Origin of the sequence: Pseudomonas sp. Root71, from assembly GCF_001429045.1 — a bacterium.
GTDB classification, from domain to species: domain Bacteria; phylum Pseudomonadota; class Gammaproteobacteria; order Pseudomonadales; family Pseudomonadaceae; genus Aquipseudomonas; species Aquipseudomonas monachiensis.
Genome location: NZ_LMHY01000027.1, coordinates 183,803 through 198,040, shown reverse-complemented (window position 1 = coordinate 198,040; position 14,238 = coordinate 183,803). Strand labels below are relative to the sequence as shown.

The 14,238-nt window shown below is 61.0% G+C and carries 14 protein-coding genes; 5 read left to right on the top strand and 9 right to left on the bottom strand.

The window, feature by feature from the left end:
- Window positions 1-122: 122 nt before the first annotated feature.
- The gene (locus tag ASD95_RS21400) at window positions 123-1,640 is read right to left on the bottom strand and encodes an AhpA/YtjB family protein (RefSeq protein WP_056725493.1); all 1,518 of its coding nucleotides are present in this window, start codon (window positions 1,638-1,640) and stop codon (window positions 123-125) included.
- Window positions 1,641-1,775: 135 nt separating this feature from the next.
- Here ASD95_RS21400 and serB point away from each other — a divergent pair, with 135 nt between their 5' ends.
- The gene (serB, locus tag ASD95_RS21395) at window positions 1,776-2,990 is read left to right on the top strand and encodes a phosphoserine phosphatase SerB (protein ID WP_056725491.1); all 1,215 of its coding nucleotides are present in this window, start codon (window positions 1,776-1,778) and stop codon (window positions 2,988-2,990) included.
- A gap of 119 nt (window positions 2,991-3,109) precedes the next feature.
- Here serB and asd read toward each other — a convergent pair whose 3' ends face one another.
- From asd to ASD95_RS21380, 3 genes are read right to left on the bottom strand one after another with little or no spacing between them, the layout of a single operon-like run.
- Entirely contained in the window at window positions 3,110-3,970 is an 861-nt protein-coding gene (gene asd / locus ASD95_RS21390; RefSeq protein ID WP_056725489.1) for an archaetidylserine decarboxylase, read from the bottom strand.
- 18 nt (window positions 3,971-3,988) lie between these two features.
- The gene (locus tag ASD95_RS21385) at window positions 3,989-4,804 is read right to left on the bottom strand and encodes a rhodanese-like domain-containing protein (RefSeq protein WP_056725488.1); all 816 of its coding nucleotides are present in this window, start codon (window positions 4,802-4,804) and stop codon (window positions 3,989-3,991) included.
- A 41-nt stretch (window positions 4,805-4,845) separates the two neighbouring features.
- On the bottom strand, window positions 4,846-6,384 hold the full coding sequence (locus ASD95_RS21380) for an HDOD domain-containing protein (RefSeq protein ID WP_056725486.1): 1,539 nt from the start codon (window positions 6,382-6,384) through the stop codon (window positions 4,846-4,848).
- A 167-nt stretch (window positions 6,385-6,551) separates the two neighbouring features.
- Between ASD95_RS21380 and motA the strand changes: the two genes are divergently transcribed.
- Complete coding sequence (motA, locus tag ASD95_RS21375; protein ID WP_015093220.1) at window positions 6,552-7,403, top strand: flagellar motor stator protein MotA; 852 nt, start codon at window positions 6,552-6,554, stop codon at window positions 7,401-7,403.
- Window positions 7,404-7,564: 161 nt separating this feature from the next.
- The gene (gene motB, locus ASD95_RS21370; protein ID WP_056725483.1) at window positions 7,565-8,611 is read left to right on the top strand and encodes a flagellar motor protein MotB; all 1,047 of its coding nucleotides are present in this window, start codon (window positions 7,565-7,567) and stop codon (window positions 8,609-8,611) included.
- Window positions 8,612-8,662: 51 nt separating this feature from the next.
- On the opposite strand, the gene ASD95_RS21365 is transcribed toward motB, so the two are convergent.
- The 4 genes from ASD95_RS21365 to rsgA form a co-directional block, all read right to left on the bottom strand.
- Complete coding sequence (locus ASD95_RS21365) at window positions 8,663-9,154, bottom strand: toll/interleukin-1 receptor domain-containing protein (protein ID WP_056725481.1); 492 nt, start codon at window positions 9,152-9,154, stop codon at window positions 8,663-8,665.
- Window positions 9,154-10,113, bottom strand: coding sequence for a caspase family protein (locus tag ASD95_RS21360; protein WP_056725479.1), 960 nt, complete (start codon window positions 10,111-10,113; stop codon window positions 9,154-9,156). Before ASD95_RS21360 ends, ASD95_RS21365 begins: the two co-directional genes overlap by 1 nt.
- A gap of 2 nt (window positions 10,114-10,115) precedes the next feature.
- Window positions 10,116-10,523 carry a TIR domain-containing protein gene (locus tag ASD95_RS21355; RefSeq protein WP_056725477.1) on the bottom strand — a complete coding sequence of 136 codons (408 nt, stop codon included), beginning with the start codon at window positions 10,521-10,523 and terminating at the stop codon, window positions 10,116-10,118.
- Between the two features lie 200 nt (window positions 10,524-10,723).
- Window positions 10,724-11,755 carry a small ribosomal subunit biogenesis GTPase RsgA gene (gene rsgA / locus ASD95_RS21350; RefSeq protein ID WP_056725475.1) on the bottom strand — a complete coding sequence of 344 codons (1,032 nt, stop codon included), beginning with the start codon at window positions 11,753-11,755 and terminating at the stop codon, window positions 10,724-10,726.
- 107 nt (window positions 11,756-11,862) lie between these two features.
- Here rsgA and orn point away from each other — a divergent pair, with 107 nt between their 5' ends.
- Together orn and ASD95_RS21340 are read left to right on the top strand one after the other, a co-directional pair.
- Window positions 11,863-12,405 carry an oligoribonuclease gene (gene orn, locus ASD95_RS21345; protein WP_056725473.1) on the top strand — a complete coding sequence of 181 codons (543 nt, stop codon included), beginning with the start codon at window positions 11,863-11,865 and terminating at the stop codon, window positions 12,403-12,405.
- A 159-nt stretch (window positions 12,406-12,564) separates the two neighbouring features.
- Entirely contained in the window at window positions 12,565-13,176 is a 612-nt protein-coding gene (locus ASD95_RS21340) for a trimeric intracellular cation channel family protein (RefSeq protein ID WP_056725470.1), read from the top strand.
- Here ASD95_RS21340 and queG read toward each other — a convergent pair.
- Window positions 13,158-14,237: a tRNA epoxyqueuosine(34) reductase QueG gene (queG, locus tag ASD95_RS21335; protein ID WP_056725468.1), complete on the bottom strand. Its 1,080-nt coding sequence runs from the start codon at window positions 14,235-14,237 to the stop codon at window positions 13,158-13,160. The genes ASD95_RS21340 and queG overlap by 19 nt on opposite strands.
- Between the last annotated feature and the right edge of the window lies 1 nt (window position 14,238).

Genomic DNA, 14,238 nt, shown 5'->3' with positions numbered 1-14,238 from the left:
CCCCTGTGGGAGCGGGCTTGCCCGCGAAGAGGCCAGAGCAGGCCACAAAAAAGCCCGCAGGCGATCGCTCATCTACGGGCTTGCAGGCTCAAAGGCTAAAAGATCGCAGCCTTCGGCAGCTCCTACGCGCGGCGCTCATGCATCCGCGCCAATTGCCGCTCCAGCATCGATGGATACGGCTCCATCAACCGCTCCACGCAGCAAGCCCCCTCAGGGCTGGCAATCGGGCGGATCCGTGCGCGCTGGCGGATCAACGCGTCGTCACTGATCTTGCGCTCCACCAGCAGCAGGTTGCGGCTGTGTTGCGACAGGGCCAGGGCGTCCTGGGCGGGATCGGTCAGCAGCAGGTCGATCTGGCTCAGGCCGAACAGTTCGTCGCCCAGGGTCAGGCCCAGTTGCAATTGCAGGGTGATGCCACTGTCCGCGACTTCGATCTGCAACTGGTGGCCCAGGGCCCGCAGCAGTTCGCCACAGCAGATGGCGTTGGTCAGGTAATCGTCGCCGCTGTCTTCTGTGTGGAACAGCATCAACGTGCTGCCATCGTTCAAGGTCTCTACTTCGCCCTGATACAGCGAGGCGGCCTGGTCGAGGCAATCGCGATAGCGTTCGAGCAGTTCTTCAAGACGTGCCCGCGGCAGGCGACGCAGTTGCTCCTGGGAGCCCAGTTGCACCGCCAGCACCGCGCTGTGTTGCGGCACGTTCGGCGTGGGCTTGCGAACCACCGGTTGTGGGGCGCTGTCGAGCGACTCGTCGCGCAGATCGGCGAACGGGTCTTCATCATCGTCGTCTTCGACGGTGCTGACGATCTGCCGTGGCGCTGGTTTGAGCGCCGCTACCGGACGGCTCTCGTCGAAACTCGGGTCGCGCAGGTTACGGACTTCGAAGGCCGGGTCGGCCTCGTCATCCATGTCGTCGAATTCCGGCTCCGGTTCCGGCACAGGGGCGGGCTCCGGGGCGAAGTTGGCGTGCAGCTGGCGCGCCAGGTCGCCGATTTCGTCCTGGCGGTCGGTGGCCGGGGTGTATTCGTCGATATTGCGCAGCCATACCCGCAATTGCAGCAGTGGCGTTGAGAGATAACGCCCCATGCGCAGGCTCAGGGCCAGGGACAAAGCCAGCAGGATGGCGCTCAGAATGCCCATGCTTTGCAGGCTGATGGTCATCGGCTGCTGGAACTGGTCCATGTCCAGGCTGATGCGCAATTGCCCGGCAGTCACGTCCTGGAAGGTGATCTTGCTCTGGTACATGCCCTCGGCTTCGCCCAGCAGGCCATGCTTGGGACGCTGGCCGGATTCGGCGAGGATGCGGTTGTCCGGGCTGTAGATGGCGGCGTGGGCCACCAGCTTGTTCTTGGTCAGGTTATTGAGCAGCACATTGAGGCTGAGGATGTCATTGGACACCAACAGCTCGGTGGCCGAGGTGGCCGTCTGCGTGGTCAGGCTTTCGCCCAGCGCATCCGCCTGCTCGTGCATGGCCTGCTTGAACTGCAGGCCCATCACACCGGCATAGATGACCAGGGCCAGGGCGACCAGGATCACGTTATGGCTGGCGATGCGCAATGCAATCGGTACACGGCGGTGACGCAGTGCCCGGAAGATCAGCAGGAAGAAGTTGTCGGTTTTTACTGGCGTAGGCCGGTTCACTTGAGCTCGGCTCTTTTGTCCGTGGAGTTGACGCGCAGTATAGCGACAGGCCCTAGACCGTCAAAGCGCTCACGGTGCCCGATGGTCACTGAAAGTGGGTAGAATGCGGTTTTTTTCCACCTGCGGGGGTGCGCCTTGCGCGAAATCGTCCTGATAAACATCACGGGAGTCGACCGTCCGGGTCTGACTGCGGCCATTACCGGCGTTCTGGCCCAGGGTGGTGTGAACATTCTCGACATCGGTCAGGCGGTGATCCACGACACCTTGTCGTTCGGTATCCTGGTTGAAATTCCCGACACCGAACAAGGCAGGTCCGTGCTCAAGGACATCCTGTTCAAGGGCTATGAGCTCGATCAACAGGTGCGTTTCACGCCGGTGTCCGAAGAGGATTACCAGCAGTGGGTCGGCAACCAGGGCAAAAAACGCCACATCGTGACCCTGTTGACCCGCAAGGTGACGGCCGGGCAGTTGCAGGCCGTGAGTTCGATCACCGCCAAATATGGCCTGAACATCGACCACATCGATCGTCTGTCCGGGCGCATGCCGCTGGACACGCCGGCCGACAAGGGCAAGGGCTGCATCGAGTTTTCCGTGCGTGGCGAAGCGGCTGATCCGCAGGCGCTGCGTGCCGAATTCCTCAGCGTTGCCCAGGAACTGAATGTCGATATTGCCTTCCAGGAAGATTCGCTGTTCCGTCGCAACCGTCGCCTGGCTGTGTTCGACATGGATTCAACGCTCATCGAAGCCGAAGTGATCGATGAACTGGCCAAGGCTGCAGGCGTCGGCGACAAAGTGTCGGAAATCACCGAGCGGGCGATGGCCGGCGAACTGGATTTTCGCGCCAGCTTCAAGGAACGCCTGGCCTTGCTCAAGGGGCTGGACGTCAATGTGCTGGACTCCATCGGCGCCTCGCTGCGCCTGACCGAAGGTGCTGAAACCCTGTTCGCCGAACTCAAGCGCCTGGGCTACAAGACCGCGATTCTGTCAGGTGGCTTCACCTACTTCGCCAAGCAATTGCAGGCCAGGCTGGGTATCGACTACGTGTTCGCCAACGAACTGGAAGTGGTCGACGGCAAAGTCACCGGCGTGGCGGTCGAGCCGATTGTCGATGCGCAGCGCAAGGCGGATTTGCTGAAGGAACTGGCACACAAGGAAGGCTTGCGCCTGGAGCAGACCATTGCGGTCGGCGACGGTGCCAATGACTTGCCGATGCTGGCGATTGCCGGGTTGGGCGTGGCGTTCCGTGCCAAGCCGCTGGTGAAGCAGTCGGCCAAGCAGGCGATTTCGACTCTGGGCCTGGACGGCGTGCTGTATCTGCTGGGCTTCCGCGATCGCGACGGCCAGCTCTAGGCACCACAAATAAATGTGGGAGCGAGCTTGCTCGCGATAGCGGTGTATCAGTCAACGAAGATGTCGACTGACACTATGCAATCGCGAGCAAGCTCGCTCCCACATTAGATCTCTACAGATCAGGCCTTTGGCAGGCCCATGCCCTGACCCATCTGCACCGCAGTACCGGCGGTCATTTCTTCAGCCCACTTCACCTGATCCGGCCCGAACAGCACGACAGCGGTCGAACCCAGTTTGAAGCGTCCCAGCTCCGCACCTTTTTCCAGGTGGATCGGCGCGCGCGCGGCTTCGTCGTAGCGGAAGGTTTTCAGCTCGCGCTTCGGCGGCGTGACCAGGCCGGCCCACACCGTTTCAATCGACGCCACGATCATCGCGCCCACCAGCACCACGGCCATAGGCCCGCGCTCGGTGTCGAAAATGCACGCCACGCGCTCGTTGCGGGCGAACAGTTCCGGAACGTTTTCAGCGGTGGTCTGGTTGACCGAGAACAGACGGCCCGGGATGTAGACCATCTCGCGCAGGGTGCCGGCCAGCGGCATGTGCACGCGGTGGTAGTCCTTCGGCGACAGGTAGATGGTCGCGAAGTCACCACCCATGAACGGCGCAGCATTTGCCGCATCGCCACCCAACAGTTCCAGCACGCTGAAGCTGTGGCCCTTGGCCTGGAACACGCGGCCGTGCTCGATCGGGCCGAGCTGGCTGATCGCACCGTCGGCGGGGCTGAGGATCGCGCCAGGGGTTTCGTCCAATGGACGGGCACCGTCTTTCAATGCACGGGTGAAGAACGCGTTGAAGTGCTCGTAGGCGGTCAGGTCTTCGACCAGCGCCTGGGACATGTCCACCTGATAACGCTTGGCGAACCAGGCGGTAAAGGCATTCTTGAACCAGCGAACGCGGCATTCGGCGATGCAGCCGGCCAGTCGCGAGAGCAGGTTGTGGGGCAGCAGGTACTGGCCGAGGAGAAACAGACGCTTGTTCATTAACGGTCCTTAAAAATCTTAAATTTCTACCGGGGTATCGGGATGGTTGCCCCATTCGCCCCAGGAGCCGGCGTAGCCTTTGACCCGCGGATAACCGAGGGATTTGGCCACCAGATAGGTGAAGCCAGAACGATGGTGAGTCTGGCAGTGGGTAATCACTTCTTTGTCTTTGCTGATCCCGAGTTGTTCGAGGATCTGCGGCATGTCGGTGCGGATGCGCAACTGGCGTGCCCGATCCATGCCCGCGGTCCATTCGAAATTGACCGCGCCGGGAATGTGCCCGCCCTTGGCTGCCAGGACTTTCTCGCCGGAGTACTCCTGCGGCCCGCGTGCATCCCAGATTGCCAGGTCGGCGGCGCCGAGACGGCTTTGCAGGTATTCGCGGGTGGCGGTGGGTTCGTCGTGCAAGGTCAGTGAAACCGGTCCGCCCACCGGTGGCGGGATCTGGATCGACATGGGCAAGCCTTCCGCCAGCCAGGCCGTCAGGCCGCCGTCGATATAGTGGTACTTGCTGTGGCCGATGACATCCAGCAGCCAGATGAAGCGCCCGGCCCAACCGCCGCCTTCGTCGTCATACACCACGTAGATCGCGTCGGGGTTGTGTCCCAGTTCACCAAACAGCGCTTCGAGTGCTGCCTGCGGGGGCATCAGCCCCGGGGCGGGGGCCTGGCCGAGCTGTGTGCGTTTCGGGTCGACAAAGCGTGCGCCGGGAATGTGCCCTTCGGCGTAGCGGGCGGGACTGGTCAAGTCCACCAGAATCAGTTCGCGGGCGTCGAGGCGAGGGAGCAAGTCGCTCGGCTCGATCACCAGCGGCAAGCCAGAGAAGTCAGACATGTGAGGTCTCCAGAGCACAAAAGGGAGGATTGTAACGCAGCTTATTGGCCACGGTGGCTAAAGCTGTGCAGGGCTTTTTCGATGCACTGCGCGGTTTTGCCGAAGGCCTGTACGGAAATTTCCGAAAACGGCCCGCCGCCTTGATCCGCCACGATGATCATGATCACCCAGCCATTGTTGACCAGCGAGCGCAGCAGCAAGTGTTCACCATTGAACTGCGAACGCAGGCTGTTGGGCAGCAGGGCCGAGAATTGCGCGTTGTTGGTTGGCGTCAGTCGCACCTGGGCCTGTTGCGCGAGCAGGCGTTGCAACACGTTGCTCTGGCTGACCACGAAATTCAACCCGGCAGCCTCCTTCGGCAGGCCGGCCGTTTGGTGCACGCGCAGATTGGCGTGGGTGCGGTCGGCCATCAGGATCATCACCCGGCGCATGCCGCAGGCCACGAGGGCGTCCCGGGCGGCGATGGTCAAGTGCATGGCATTGGTGAAACGACTCGGCTCGACCAGCAGTTCGGCGCATTGCTTGCGCCACTTCGCCAGGTCTTCGGCGGTGGGTGCCGCTGCCGGCAGCAAGCCTGCGTGGACACGGTTCATGCCCCACGGCCAGATCAGCGACTCGGCGGGGTGCCAGAGGTCGGGCATGGCGTGTTGGCGTGCGCTGTTGGCGGCTTGCTGGTGCAGTTGTTGCTGCAGCTCGTCCATCGGCATTTGCAGGTAAAGGCTGGTCAGGTACTGCCAGCGCTCACTGTGGGGGCTGTCCCAGGCGTGTTGCGCCGACAGCGCCAGCCCGTTGGCCAGCAGCACGGTATTGGCCGGTTGATTGAGCCAGCGGCGCAGGGTCGGATCGTCATCGAGGCGGTTCTGCTGGCGCAGTGGATGCTCGCTGTCACGGGCAATACGCAGGACCTTCACCAGTTCCCGCTGCTCGGTGAGCAGCAGTCGATAGCCTTGCTGCACCCAGATCGGCAGGTGCCAGACCTCCACCAGTGCCTGGCCAATCTCCAGCAGGCGTACGCCAAACAGTTGCTGTTCGACTTTGCGTGCCGATTCACCTTTATGGATGACCCGCAGCTCCCAGTCTTCGAGCAGTTTCGGATGGGTCAGCGCCAGCGGCCACAGGGGCGAAAGAAACAGCAGGCTGCCCCAGTGGATGTCCTGCCACAGGCGCGCCAGGCGACTGGCAAAAAAGCCGTTGGCCTGTTGCGTGGCGTGCTGGCTGATCATCTGCAACTGACGCAGGGCTTTGGGAATCTCGGACTGGGGTTCGGCGGGCAGGCGCGCGAGCAGTTCTTCGGTGCGTTTCAGGCCGAGGCGATTGATCGCAACTTCAAGGTTTTCCGCAGGCTCGGTCATGCCGCCGTGGGTATGCCGGTTGGCTTCGCGAATCACGCTCAAGGCCAGGGCCGGGCTGCCTTGCATGAGGTCGGCGATATCGCGCAACGAGCTGCGATTGTCGCGGATGGCCTTGCAGACCCGGTCGTGGCTGGCTTGCGGAACCGGCAGGCGCACGCCATCGAGAAGCTTGACCCAGCCTTCGAGAGTGGTCGGTTTCGGGGTTGGGGCGTTCGTTTCGTTAACCATGGTGGGAGGCGATCATCGTCAACAGTACCTGTGCCCGCAAGGGGTCAAATTAGCTTTTCGCCTGAACTGGCTATAGTCTGGCGCAGTTTTGCCGATAAGTAGAAGAAGAGATTTTTTAACTTCCGAATATGACCTTGAACCCGACTCAGTAAGTGCTCTCCTAACCTATGGCTAAAATTATCGGCATCATCGTCGTATTCGCGAGCGTGCTCGGCGGATACGTGCTTTCCCACGGCAAGATTGCCGCCCTGATCCAGCCTTTCGAGGTCATGATCATCGGCGGCGCGGCCCTCGGCGCCTTCTTGCAGGCCAACCCCGGCTATATGACGATGCACGTGCTCAAGAAGTCCCTGAGCATGTTCAGTTCGCGTTTCAACCACGCCTTCTACCTGGAAGTGCTGGGCCTGATCTACGAGATCCTCAACAAGAGCCGCCGCGAAGGCATGATGGCCATCGAAGGCGACATCGAAGATGCCGCCGCGAGCCCGATCTTCGCCAAGTACCCGACGGTGCTGAAGGACGAGCGCATGACCGCGTTCATCTGCGATTACCTGCGCATCATGTCCTCCGGCAACATGGCTCCCCACGAGCTGGAAGGCTTGTTCGACATGGAGCTGTTCAGCCTCAAGGAAGACCTTGAGCATCCATCCCACGCCGTCAACGGCATCGCCGATGCCATGCCTGGTTTCGGTATCGTCGCGGCGGTACTGGGGATCGTGGTGACCATGGCTTCGTTGGGTGAGGGCGACCAGAAGTCCATCGGCCTGCACGTCGGTGCGGCACTGGTGGGTACCTTCTTCGGTATTCTCGCCGCCTACGGCTTCTTCGGCCCGCTGGCCCATTCTCTGGCCCACGATGCCAAGGAAGAGCTGAACGTCTACGAAGCCATCAAGGCCTCGCTGGTGGCTTCGGCTTCCGGCATGCCGCCATCGCTGGCCGTGGAGTTCGGGCGCAAGGTCCTGTACCCGGCGCACCGTCCAAGCTTCGCCGAGCTGGAACAAGCGGTTCGCGGTCGTTAGTGCTTTGTTTCGCAAATACGCTCCTTTTTGGCGAGTGACTGTTGTTGCCAGACAAGGCGCCGCGACGAGTCATAGCCCGCTATGGCGAGGAGCGGCAACGCAGTATGGCGACAACAGGCACCGTCAAAAAGGAACAGTATTTGTGAGACAGAGCACTCTCCATGGAAAATAACCAGCCGATAATCATCAAGCGCGTCAAGCGCATCGCCGGCGGGCATCACGGGGGCGCGTGGAAAATCGCCTTCGCCGACTTCGCCACGGCGATGATGGCGTTCTTCCTGGTGTTGTGGCTGCTGTCCACCGCCACGCCGGAACAGAAGATTGCCATCGCCGGTTACTTCAAGGACCCGATCGGCTTTTCCGAAAGCGGCACGCCCTACATCATCGATCTGGGCGGCACACCGACCCTGGCGCCGGAAAACACCCTCAACCCGGAGGTGAAGTCCCAGCCACAACCGGACAAGGTCACCATCGATACCGATCAGGTCGAAGGCATGGCCGAGCAGGTCGAAAAAGAGCGCCTCGAACTGTTGCTGCAAGAATTGCAGAACAAGGTCGAAGAAAACCCGCAGATGCAGAAGTTCAAGGACCAGATCCTGTTCGAGATCACTCAGGACGGCCTGCGCATCCAGATCATGGACGCGGAAAACCGCCCGATGTTCGACTCAGGCTCAGCTCGCTTGAAGCCGTATTTCGAAGACATCCTGCTGGCCATGGCCGACACCATCAAGGCGGTGCCGAACAAGATCAGCATCAGCGGCCACACCGATGCCAAGCCATACACCGGCACCGGTGATTTCGGTAACTGGGAGCTTTCGGCCAATCGTGCCAACGCCGCACGGCGTGCGCTAGTGGCGGGCAGCTATCCGGATGCTCAGGTGGCACGGGTGGTCGGCTATGCCTCGTCGGCCCTGTTCGATCGCGAGCATCCGTTCAACCCGGTGAACCGCCGTATCGACATCGTCGTACTGACGAAAAAAGCCCAGCGTGCGATCGAAGGCTCGCAAGGCGCGGAGCCTGCTCCTGATGCACCGCAAGGTTCGGCCGCTCCGGGAGCTGCACCGGCTGAGCCGGTCGACCCGAACGCGTTGCCGGCGGACAAGGAACCGCTGCCGGCTCATGAACTGCGTGAGCGTCTGAACCTGTTTGATGGCCCGGCGCCGAAACCGGGCGAGCCAGCCAAACCGGCTGAACCGCCCAAACAGTGACCGATAAAAAAGCCGACAGCGATGTCGGCTTTTTTGTCGGCGTTTTCTACGTTAAAAGCCGCGGATGACTCGGGACTTGAGGTCGGCGTGAAAGCGATCCGCATTGGATTTGTTGACGCTGCGCACCGACTCGCTACCGGTCACCGAATCCAGTGACATCGAACGCTTGAGCGTCGACTCGTTGCGATAGGCATCGATAAAGAAGTCGATGTCCCGGTCGCTGATCAGCTTCGGCCATTTATCTAGGTACAGCGGCAGCTCGGTCGGGCCGGTCTTGAACGAGCAGATACGCCGATTAGTGATCGTCGCCTCACCGATTTCGAACGGCACCCACCAGGACAGCGCGGTTTTCTCCGATACCACTGCCAGCAGGTGCGTGCATTCGCTGATGTTGCGGGTGATCACCCCGGTGATGTCGTCGGTGGTCTGGGATTCGGCATCCAGCACGTCGAGGTAGGTCTTGATGTTGGCCTGGATCAGGCGTGTGTTGATGTGAACCGCGTGGGCGCGGTCCATGTGGCGGTAGCTGATAAACACTGGCATCAGAAATGTCCCTTGATCGCGAGTTCGCGGTAATAGGCGCCGAGGGCGGTGAGGCGGCAGCCGGTGGCGTGGATGGCGGCGTAGTACATGTGTTCGGCGTCCACCGGTTCGACCAGGCTGTGGCGGTTGCACTTTTGCAGTTGGGCGAAGACCTCGCCCTGTTCCGGGTTGAACTCGGGTTCGGTGGGCTCAAAGCTGGGGGCGAGGGGGTACACCGACTCCGCTTCGGCAAACCATTCGGGGAGTTTGCGCAGGATCTCCTTGGGGATCAGCGGCGACACTTCGCGCAGGGAGATGAACTGCGACACGTTGGTCTTGAACACCGGACGCTGTTCCCAGGCATCGAGGGCGTTGTCGACAAACGAATAAAGGCTGCCGGGGGTGATCTTGCCCAGGATGTTCGCTGCGCCACCGTGCAGGGCCTGGAGCAACAATCCGGTGAACACACCGTGCTGCACGCCCTCCATCGCCGGTTCTTCCTTTTTGCAGGCGGTCAGGATGGTCATGCCTTCGCCGACCACGCTGCCCTCACTGCGCAAGGCGCGCAGTTCGCCGGCCGAACCGCTCTGGCAACAGTCGAGAATGATCACTTTGTTCTTGATCTTCGTGGCCTTGCTCGCCCAGTTGAGAATGTCGCTGAGGCGAATCCCGTCCTTGGCACTCTTGTAATCCTGCGGGATCAACATGCCTTCGTCGGTGTCAGTGTCGAAGCTGCCGTGGCCGGCGAAATACAGCAGCGCGACATTGCAGTCCCCGGCAAACAGCTCACGGATCTGGTCTTCGAGTTTTTCCCGACTCAGATAGTCCTCGGCGGAGGTCAGTACGATGTTCTTGAAGTTCGGATCGCCATTGGCGTCGGTCTTGAGCACGGAGGCCATGGCCATGGCGTCATTGCTGCAGCCGCTCAGGCGTGACACATGGGAGTAGTCGTTGATGCCGATAAACAGTCCCTTGCGCATGGTTACACCGCCGTATGCTGGCGAATCGCATCGATGATGCTGTTGGTGTTCCACGCACATTCGGCATGTGCCGCGTCACGTACCACCGTGGAAATGCGCTCGGCACCGAACGGCTTGATCGCAATGATCACCTTGCCCATGCGCTTGGCGATCTCGATTTCCTTGTTGATCCACTTGCTATAGGTGGAATACATCCCGGCCATGATCAATACCGCCGAACACGGGCGGATCTTGTTTTCGATGGCCTCCTCAAGTTGTTTGTCGGTTTTCGCGCCGACAATCGGGTTGTCCGGCGGTACCGAAAAATTCTTGTACGTGAAACCGGGCTTGGCGTTGAGCAGGCGCACGAGATTGTCGTGGGCGTCGGAGTAGTTCCATGAGTGGCTGATGAACAGGTGGTAGGTTTGCATGGGTGTCCCTCGGAGTCGCTGGAGTGCGAAGAGGGTTTGAACTTAGGCGAATGCAGCGCGGCCACAAGGTGTCGGCGCGGAAAGAGAAATGCCCTACAAGCGAGCGTGCGTACGTCTTACAGAAAGGTCTGATGTTTAAGAGGGGGGGAAGATCCAGCCGTCGGCCGCCCCGCTGAAGGCAGGGCGGTCGGCACGTCTGTTTAGTAGCCGTTTTCCGGCAGGCTGGCGATGATCGAGCGGTAGCTGTTCATCCGTTGCTGCTGCACGCGGCCGTCTTCCAGGGCCTTGAGCAGGGCGCAACCCGGTTCGCGGTCATGCTTGCAGTCACGGAAGCGGCAGGTGCCGAGGAGGTCGTTGAACTCGATGAAGCCGGCTTCGACGTCGGCACGGCTGACGTGGCCCAGACCGAATTCGCGGATACCCGGGGAGTCGATCAACTCACCGCCGCCGGGGAAGTGGAACAACCGCGCGGTGGTGGTGGTGTGGGTACCCTGGCCAGACAGCTCGGACAACGGACCGACGCGGGTTTCGACTTCCGGCAGCAGGCTGTTGACCAGCGATGACTTGCCGACACCGGACTGGCCGACGAACACGCTGATGCGTCCGTCCAGCTGCGTCTGCAACTGCTCCATACCGTTGCCGTGGTGCGCCGACACTTCCAGCACCGGGTAGCCGAGGGTGCGGTATACGGCGAGCAAGGCATTCAGCGCTGGTGCGTTGTTGTCGTCGATCAGGTCGAATTTGTTCAGCAGTAACAGCGGCTTGATGCCCGCATGTTCGGCTGCGACCAGATAGCGGTCGATCAGGTTGGCGTGGGGCTCGGGCAGCGGTGCAAACACGATGACGATCATGTCGACGTTGGCCGCAACAGGCTTGAGCTGACCGCGACTGTCAGGACGACACAGTTCGGTGTTGCGCGGCAGTTGCGCCACGATCACGCCGATGCCCTGGTTGCCGGCACGCCAGACCACCTGATCGCCGGTCACCAGCGCCGGCAGGTTGGCGCGCAGGTGGCAACGGAACACCTGGCCGGCCAGTTCGCCATCACGGGCCTCGACTTCGACCTGCACACCGAAGTGCGCGATCACCAGACCGTGCTGTTCCGGGCCCAGATCGCCGCCCTCAAGCGCCTCGACGGCCGAGGACTCGCGTTTGGCGGCGCGGGCAGCGCGTTCGCCCTGAATCTTTTCGATGCGCCAGTTTTGACGACGATTGAGTTGGCGTTTGGCCATGGGTGTTCCGTATCAAGAATGCAGCGATTAGGTAAAACGGCCGCGAGTTTAGCACGCCCGGCCACCGGCCTAGGCTAAACTGCGCAGCATTGCCTAGGAGCCGACACATGCAAAACCCACAGAACCTGATCTGGATCGACCTGGAGATGACCGGTCTGAACCCTGACACGGACGTCATCATCGAAATGGCCACCATCGTCACCGACAGTGACCTGAACACCCTGGCCGAAGGCCCGGTGATCGCCATTCACCACAGCGACGAAATCCTCGCTGGCATGGACGAGTGGAATACTCGTCAGCACGGCGGTTCCGGGCTGACCCAGCGGGTTCGCGACAGCCGCATCAGCATGGCCCAAGCCGAAGCCGAAACCATCGCCTTCCTGGAGAAGTGGGTGCCGAAGGGCAAGTCGCCGATCTGCGGCAACAGCATCTGCCAGGACCGTCGCTTTCTTTATACCCACATGAAATCTCTGGAAAGCTATTTCCACTACCGCAACCTCGACGTTTCCACGCTCAAAGAACTGGCTGCGCGCTGGGCACCGGATGTGCGTGACAGCTTCAAGAAGGGCAGCACCCACCTGGCGCTGGACGACATCCGCGAATCGATTGCCGAGTTGCAGCACTACCGCAAGCATTTCATCAAGTTCTGATACGGCCCACGGTCCTTATGTAGGAGCTGCCGCAGGCTGCGATCTTTTGATCTTGAACACCAAAGTCAAAAGATCGCAGCCTGCGGCAGCTCCTACAGGGGGGGTTGTAGGCTTTGGTGAAGTGAGTAGACTGCGCGCCTTTTTGCAAGGATCGCCACCATGCTGCTGATGCTCTATCTGATCGCCATCACCACCGAAGCCATGACCGGCGCCCTCTCTGCCGGCCGTCGCGGCATGGACTGGTTCGGTGTGGTGCTGATCGCTTGCGTCACGGCGTTGGGGGGCGGTTCGGTACGTGATGTGCTGCTCGGGCACTATCCGCTGACCTGGGTCAAACACCCTGAATACCTGGTGCTGACCACGGCTGCCGCCATGATCACGGTGTTCACGGCACGCTGGATGCGCCATCTGCGTTCACTTTTCCTGGTGCTCGATGCCATGGGGCTCGTAGCCTTCACCCTGATCGGCTGCATCACCGCCCTGGAAATGGGCCATGGCATGTTGGTCGCCTCCGTCAGTGGCGTGATCACCGGCGTTTTCGGCGGCATCCTGCGGGACATTTTCTGCAACGATATTCCGCTGATCTTCCGGCGTGAGCTCTATGCCAGCGTTTCGTTTGCGGCGGCGTGGTGTTACATGCTGTGTATCTACCTGCAATTACCCGATGGGCAATCGATTCTGATCACCTTGTTCGGCGGTTTTCTGCTGCGCTTGCTGGCGATTCGTTTTCATTGGGAAATGCCGAAGTTCGTCTACAACGACGAAGCCTGACGTTCAGCGTGTTGCCGCAATGCCCACTCGACATGCTCACGCACCAGTTCCGAAGGGTGCTCCCGACGAGCCTTAAGCGCCTCCAGCACCGGAATCGTTGAAGGCGCATTCCCCAGCCCCACCGCCAGGTTGCGCAACCAGTTTTCGTAACCGGTCCGGCGTAGCGGCGAGCCTTCGGTGCTGCTCAGGAATTTGTCCTCATCCCACATGAACAGTTCCGCCAGTCCGGCATTGTCCAGATTGTGCCGCGGCTTGAAGTCGCCTTCACCGGACGGGCGGGCGAAGCGGTTCCACGGACAGACGATCTGACAGTCATCGCAACCGAACACCCGGTTGCCGATCAACGGTCGCAAATCTTCAGGGATCGCGCCTTTGAGTTCGATGGTCAGGTAGGAAATGCAGCGTCGGGCATCCAGCACATAGGGGCCGACGAAGGCGTTGGTCGGACAGATGTCGAGGCAGGCGCTGCACCGCCCGCAATGTTCGGTGGCGTGGGGCGGGTCGACTGGTAGTGGCAGGTCGACGAACAGCTCAGCGAGGAAAAAGTAACTGCCGGCCTTGCGATTCAAGACCAGGGTGTTTTTGCCGATCCATCCAAGACCCGCCTGTTCGGCGATGGCTTTTTCCAGCACCGGGGCACTGTCAACAAAAGCGCGGAAGCCAAATGGTCCAATCTCGGCCTGAATCTTTTCTGCCAGTTGCTGAACGCGTTTGCGGATCAGCTTGTGGTAATCGCGACCCAGGGCATAACGGGAGACGTAGGCTTTTTCCGGTTGGGCGAGCATTTTTGCCATCTGCGTGTCGCCGGACAGGTAGTCCATGCGCAGGGATACCACGCGCAACGTACCCGGCACCAGCTCTTCGGGGTGCGAGCGTTTGCTGCCGTGGGCGTCCATATAGTCCATTTCGCCGTGGTAGCCAGCTTCGAGCCAGCGTTCCAGGTGCTGCTCATGCTCGGCCAGGTCGAGGCCGCTGATGCCGACTTGCTGAAAGCCAAGCTCACGGCCCCAGTCCTTGATGGATTGGGCGAGGGCGGGCAGGTCTGTGGTAATAGCGGGCATG